Here is a 6,379-nt window from a genome sequence, read left to right on the forward strand (position 1 = left end):
CCGTCCGCGTGCCGTCCGCCCGCGTGCGGTGTAGCCCAGCGTCCGGAGCCGATGATCGTCGAAATTGCGTCCGCCCACCACAGCAGACAACGGATTCGCCCATCACGGCAGACAGTAGACACAGCAGACACCAGAAAGGTCACTACCATGACCGTACAGCTGAATCACACCATCGTGTCAGCCCATGACAAGAGCGCGTCGGCCGCCTTTCTCGCCGGAATTCTTGGGTTGGACGCCCCCACGCCGTTCGGGCACTTCCTCGTGGTCACGGCCGACAACGGCGTGAGTCTCGACTTCGCCGAGACCAAAGCAACGATCGTTCCGCAACACTACGCCTTCCTTATCAGTGAAGCGGAGTTCGAGGAGATCTTCGGACGGATCCGTGAGCGCGGTATCCGCTACTGGGCCGATCCGGGCCGCAGCCGGCCAGGCGAGATCAACCACGGCGACGGCGGCCGCGGGGTTTACTTCGAGGATCCGGACGGTCACCTGCTCGAGGTTCTCACCCGCCCCTACGGAAGCGGGGCCTGACAGCCCGACTGCGCCGGAGAAGGCCAAAGGCGGCGCGATCATATTTTTCTCGCGCTCGGGGGCCCGGAAGCCGATCTGGGAGGCCCAGGTCTCCAGGTCCCCAGGTCCCCGGGTTGCTGATCGGAACTCGTCGGCCTTCGTCGGACGGCGGTGCGTCATCGGCAGGTGAGATCGCCGAGAGCTCCGCCGGAGGCCGAGAGCTCCGCCGAACCGCCGAACGAGGTGGACGACGACCTGCTGCCGCTGCTGCCGGGAACGGCGGCTGCGGCAGGGCCGCGGAAGTCCTTTCTCGGGCCGGTCCGCCGGCGCTATCGTTGCAGTCAGTCATGACTGTTGTTGTGAGCGGAATCGGGGAGATCGATGCGGATCGGAATGACTGTGAGCTACAGCGGCGGCTTCGCGGAGACCGTCGCCGAGCTGGAAGATTTCGAGAAGGTCGGGCTCGACATTGTTGCGGTCCCCGAGGTATACACCTTTGACGCGGTCAGCCAGCTCGGCTTCATCGCGGCGCGAACCAGCCGGTTGGAGATCACTTCCGGCATCCTGCAGTTGTACACCCGTACGCCGACGCTGACCGCGATGACCGCCGCGGGCCTGGACTTCGTGTCCGGGGGCCGGTTCTGGCTGGGTCTGGGCGCTTCCGGACCACAGGTGATCGAGGGCTTTCACGGTGTCGTCTATGATGCGCCGCTGGCCCGCACCCGCGAGGTGGTGGAGATCTGTCGCCAGGTGTGGCGGCGGGAACCGGTCGTGCATCAGGGCAGGTATTACCAGATCCCGCTTCCGGAGGGCCAGGGCAGCGGTCTCGGTAAGCCACTGAAGATCATAAATCGTCCGGTACGGCCCCGGATCCCGATCATCCTGGCCGCGATCGGCCCGCGTAACGTCGCGCTGGCTGCCGAGATCGCGGAAGGATGGCTGCCGCTGTTCTTCCATCCGGACAAGGTCACCGACGCATGGGAAAGCGCCCTGCAGGAGGGTTACGCCAAGCGCGACCCCCAGCTCGGCCCGCTGGACATCACGGCCAGCGTGCCCCTCGCCATCGGCGAGGGCATCGAGGACAACACCGCGCTACTGCAGCCCTACCGCGCCCAGTTGGCCCTCTACATCGGCGGCATGGGCGCGAAGGGCAAGAACTTCTACAACGACCTGGCCCGCCGGTACGGGTACGAGCAGGCTGCTGAAGTCATCCAGGATCTGTACCTTGCCGGGCACAAGGAGCAGGCGGCGGCAGCCGTCCCGGACGACCTGGTCCGGAACACCTCGCTGGTGGGTCCGCCTGGGTACGTCAAGGATCGGGTTGCCGCCTTTGCGGCGGCCGGTGTCACGACCCTGCACGTGACACCACTGGCGGCCACACATGCCGAGCGTGTGCATGCCGTCGAACAGCTACGCGCGATCATCGACTAGAGCTGGAAGACCGGTCAGGGCCGGCAGCGGTCAGAGTCGGAAGCGGTCAGGGTCGGAAGAAGGCACCACCGGCTGGTGCGGACTCCGGGAGGAGCCCACGCCAGCCTTCGCCCCTCAGGCCGGTCGCCCCCGCGGTTTGCGTCAGCTCCTGAGCAGGTGGCGGGCCATGACCATGCGCAGGATCTGGTTGGTGCCCTCGTAAATCTGGGTGATCTTGGCGTCGCGCATCATCCGCTCCACCGGGAAGTCCCGGGTGTAGCCTGCCCCTCCGAACAGCTGTACCGCGTCGGTGGTCACCGACATCGCCACGTCCGAGGCGTACGTCTTGGCCGCCGCAGCACGGAACCCCGCCTCCGGCTCACCCCGCTCGCTGGTCGCCGCCGAGGCGTATACCAGGTGCCGCGCAGCTTCGATCTTCATCGCCATCTCGGCCAGCATGAACTGCACACCCTGGAAATCTCCGATGCGCTGCCCGAACTGCCTGCGTTCCCGCACGTAGTCCACTGTCGCGTCCAGTGCACCCTGCGCGATTCCCAGTGCCTGCACCGCGATCGTCGGACGGGTGTGGTCCAGCGTGGCCAACGCCGTCTTCAACCCGGTTCCCGGTTCGCCGATGATCCGATTTGCCGGGATCGTGCACTCCTCGAAGTGGATCTCCCGGGTCGGTGACCCTTTGATCCCCAGCTTCCGCTCCTTGTTCCCCACCGAGAAACCCGGGTCGTCCCGGTGCACCGCGAATGCCGAAATGCCCCGCGAGGGCTTTTCCGCCTTCGGGTCGCTCACCGCCATCACCGTGTACCAGGTCGACTCCCCGGCGTTGGTGATCCAGGTCTTCGTACCGTTGAGCACCCAGTGATCCCCGTCCAGCCGGGCGCGGGTGCGCATCGACGCGGTGTCCGAACCCGCCTCCCGCTCGGACAGCGCGTACGAGATCATGGCGCCGCCCGCAATGTCGGGCAGTACCGTGTTCTTCAACTCCTCGCCGGCGGACAGGATGATCGGTTGTGTGCCCAGCTTGTTCACCGCGGGGATCAACGACGAGGAGGCGCACACCCGCGCGACCTCTTCGATCACGATGCATGCCGACACCGCGTCCGCGCCCTGCCCGCCGTAGGACTCCGAGATGTGCACCGCATGGAAGTCCGCCTTCACCAGGGCGTCCCGAGCCTGTGTCGGAAACTGCTCGGCTTCATCCACTTCCGCCGCGTACGGCGCGATCTCCTTTTCTGCCAGCGCGCGTACAGCCGCACGCAGCGCGTCGTGCTCTTCACCGAGCCGGTAAAGCCCGAAGCCCTGGCTCATCCCCGATCCTTCCCGAGAAGATCAACTCTGATAGTCGTAGAAGCCACGGTAGGACTTCTTGCCCAGCAGTCCCGCGTCGACCATCCGCAACAGTAGTGGCGGAGCGGTGTAAAGCGGTTCCTTGAACTCCTCGTACATCGAGTCCGCCACCGCCTTCACGGTGTCCAGCCCGATCAGATCGGCGAGTCGCAGTGGTCCCATCGGATGTGAGCACCCGTGCACCATGCCGTTGTCGATGTCCTCCACCGACGCGAAACCCGACTCCATCATCCGGATCGCTGACAGTATATATGGGATCAACAGTGCGTTGACCACGAAGCCTGCCCTGTCCTGCGAGCGGATCACCGTTTTGCCCAGCGTCTCACCGGCGAAGGTCGTGGCGACCGCTATGGTCTCCTCGGCAGTCAACAGCGACGGGATCAACTCCACCAGCTTCAACACCGGTACCGGGTTGAAGAAATGGATGCCCACCACATATGCGGGCCGTGCCGTGGCCATACCCAGCTTCATGATCGGAATCGACGAGGTGTTCGACGCCAGGATCGCATCGGGTGAGGACACCACCTTGTCCAGTGCCGCGAACACCTCCAGCTTGACCTGCTCGTTCTCCGCGATGGCCTCGACCACCAGATCCCGGTCGGCGAACTCGTCCAGGTCGGTGGTGTAATGTAGCCTGCCCAGCGCCGCATCGCGATCGTCCGCGGTCAGTTTCCCGCCCTGAACCGCACGCTCGAACGACTTCTCGATCCGCTGCCGGCCCGCCTCAAGCGCGAGCCGATTCGCCTCGGTCACCAGGACGTCTAATCCTGCCCGCGCACTGACCTCGGCGATACCCGACCCCATCAGCCCGGCACCCACAACCCCGACCCGGTGGATCCCACTCATGTTCGGTTCTCCTTGTCCTGGCCCGGTGGGCCGTTGCGCGTCGCATCGGTCCTGGTCGCCGATCCCGCGCCGGTTCAGTGTCCTCCCGGTGTTCGTCGGCAGCTGAGAGCCTCGCCGTCGCGAACAAAAGATATTTTGACATCCGTCTATCGGATATACAAGTTTCCTGTCGTTTTTTGCCACCCCACCCCGGGCCGGGCGGTCGAACCGAGTCGTCGGAGCCGGAGACGGAGACGGAGCCGGAGCTGTGGATGGAGCCGGTCGGTCGTGCTCGTCCCCTTTCCGCTTGCTCCGGCGGGGAGTGTTCGCATCCGGTTGCTAATTGTTATGACACGCGTACATCAAGTTTTCGGACGCGAGCTGTAGCGGTTATGTTGCAGATAGTTCGGCAAGCGGGCCGGGCGGGGCAGGTACGGCAGGCGGGATCCGCGGTTGCGCTCCATACGGGACAGCTCACGGCGCGGACTGTCCCGGACACAGCCGAGCGGACGCGACGCCCTTCGGCGCCGGGGAGCGGATGCTGCGTGCTGTGCCGGGCCCTGCCGGGAACTGCCCGTGACGCCCCACCGGAACGGGTGAAGGGAAACGGCATGGCCAGGCGAACGACGACGGTTGCCGCCGGACTGCTCGCGGTAGCGCTGACCGCCGGCGCATGCGGGGGAGGGACATCCAGCGGCCGGGGTACGGAGTACGTCATCGGCTTCCAGGGGCCGCTGTCAGGTGACGGCCAGCAACTCGGCGTCAACGCGGTCAACGGAGCCCGAACGGCGGTCGACCGCGCCAACAGAAGCGGGCGCCTCCCGTTCACCCTCCGGCTGGTGGAGGCCGACGACCAGGGCAGCGCGGAGCAGGGTCCCACCGCCGCCCAGAAACTCATCGACGATCCGGACATCATAGGCGTGGTCGGGCCGGTCTTCTCAGGCGCCACCAAGGCCAGCGAACCGCTCTACAGCCAGGCCAGCCTGCTGTCGGTGAGTCCGTCGGCGACGAACCCGCAGCTCACCGAGCTCGGCTTTGTCAGTTTCTATCGCGTGATCGCCCCCGACACCGTGCAGGGTACCGCCGCCGCCGACTATGTCGCGAAGGCGCTCAAATCCCGGAAGGTGTTCTCCCTGGACGACAAGAGCGAATACGGCACAGGCCTGTCCGGGGTACTCGAGAAGGAGCTGCGGACGCAGGGGGTGAATGTCACGCATGACGCCGTCAACCCCACAAAGGACTACACTTCCGAGGCGACGAAAATAATATCCGAGAAACCGGACACGGTGTTCTACTCCGGCTATTATCAGGAATTTGCGCTGCTGGCCAAGGCGTTGCGCGCCAAGGGGTTCACAGGAACCCTCATGAGTGGTGACGGGTCGAACGACGACCAGTTCATCGCCCAGGCGGGTGCGGCGAATGCCGAGGGCGCGTACCTGACCTGTCCGTGTGGCGACCCCAACAGCGACCCGCGGGCCGCCGGATTCGTCGCGGACTACAAGCAGGTCAACAACGGCGCACAGCCGGGGACCTATTCCGGCGAGGCGTACGACGCGACGAACGCGGTCATCGAGGTTCTGCGCACACTCGGGCCGGGGGCCAGCCGGGAGGCGGTGGCACAGGCGTTCGCATCGGTTGACTTCGAAGGCGTCACCAAGCGGATCGTCTTTTCCCCGACCGGTGACGTCACCGGCTCCACCGTGTACGTCTACCAGGTCCGCGGTGGCCGGCGGAACGTGCTCGGGACCACCGCAGGACTGATCAAACCTTGAATCGAGTCCTGAGCCATGACGGGTGCCCCGCGGGGGGCACCCGTTCGCTCGCCGCAGGCACCGGTCGCTGCGCCGCCACGGTGCGCCCCCGCATCGCCCCAGACCCTGGTCATCGTCGGGATGGTGGTAATGATGCTCATCCTGGTCGACCGGGTGGTCGCCGGCACCCGGCTGGGCCGGGGCATCCGCGCGGTCGCGGCGGACGCCGACACCGCGAGCCTGATGAGGGTCGACGTCGAACCGATGATCGTCGCCGTGTGCGTGCTCGGCGGTCGGTTGACAGTTACAAACGGCAGATAAATGAGTGGGACCCGGGACGGTCTTTGGCGCCGTCCGCACCTTCCCCGTGTGCAGACGTTATCTACTCGTCCGCCCCGGGTCCCACTGTCCAAGGACGCTAGGACCCAACCGCCATCGGCGTCAATTCGCCGGGCGGAGAGCATCCGCCTGTTGTTTGTACACTGTGTTTTCCGCCCCCACCATGATCCGTGCTCCCGCCC

At 65.7% G+C, this 6,379-nt stretch carries 6 protein-coding genes; 4 read left to right on the top strand and 2 right to left on the bottom strand.

All coding sequences use genetic code 11. The features are described 5' to 3' along the window. Positions 1-147: 147 nt before the first annotated feature. Positions 148-531 carry a VOC family protein gene (locus tag CV1CTNOD_RS13230; RefSeq protein WP_131786414.1) on the top strand — a complete coding sequence of 128 codons (384 nt, stop codon included), beginning with the start codon at positions 148-150 and terminating at the stop codon, positions 529-531. 360 nt (positions 532-891) lie between these two features. After that, a complete protein-coding gene (locus CV1CTNOD_RS13235; RefSeq protein WP_131786415.1) occupies positions 892-1,941 on the top strand; it encodes an LLM class F420-dependent oxidoreductase in 1,050 nt (349 codons plus the stop codon). Positions 1,942-2,082: 141 nt separating this feature from the next. On the opposite strand, the gene CV1CTNOD_RS13240 is transcribed toward CV1CTNOD_RS13235, so the two are convergent. After that, positions 2,083-3,243, bottom strand: coding sequence for an acyl-CoA dehydrogenase family protein (locus CV1CTNOD_RS13240; RefSeq protein WP_131786416.1), 1,161 nt, complete (start codon positions 3,241-3,243; stop codon positions 2,083-2,085). Between the two features lie 21 nt (positions 3,244-3,264). Then, positions 3,265-4,128 (bottom strand): 3-hydroxybutyryl-CoA dehydrogenase, encoded by an 864-nt coding sequence (locus tag CV1CTNOD_RS13245; protein ID WP_131786417.1) that lies wholly within the window; start codon positions 4,126-4,128, stop codon positions 3,265-3,267. 590 nt (positions 4,129-4,718) lie between these two features. Here CV1CTNOD_RS13245 and CV1CTNOD_RS13250 point away from each other — a divergent pair. Further along, the gene (locus CV1CTNOD_RS13250; protein ID WP_131786418.1) at positions 4,719-5,879 is read left to right on the top strand and encodes a branched-chain amino acid ABC transporter substrate-binding protein; all 1,161 of its coding nucleotides are present in this window, start codon (positions 4,719-4,721) and stop codon (positions 5,877-5,879) included. A 15-nt stretch (positions 5,880-5,894) separates the two neighbouring features. Next, positions 5,895-6,179: a hypothetical protein gene (locus tag CV1CTNOD_RS13255; protein ID WP_131786419.1), complete on the top strand. Its 285-nt coding sequence runs from the start codon at positions 5,895-5,897 to the stop codon at positions 6,177-6,179. Positions 6,180-6,379: the final 200 nt, after the last annotated feature.

Origin of the sequence: Protofrankia symbiont of Coriaria ruscifolia (assembly GCF_900634745.1) — a bacterium.
GTDB lineage: Bacteria > Actinomycetota > Actinomycetes > Frankiales > Frankiaceae > Protofrankia > Protofrankia californiensis.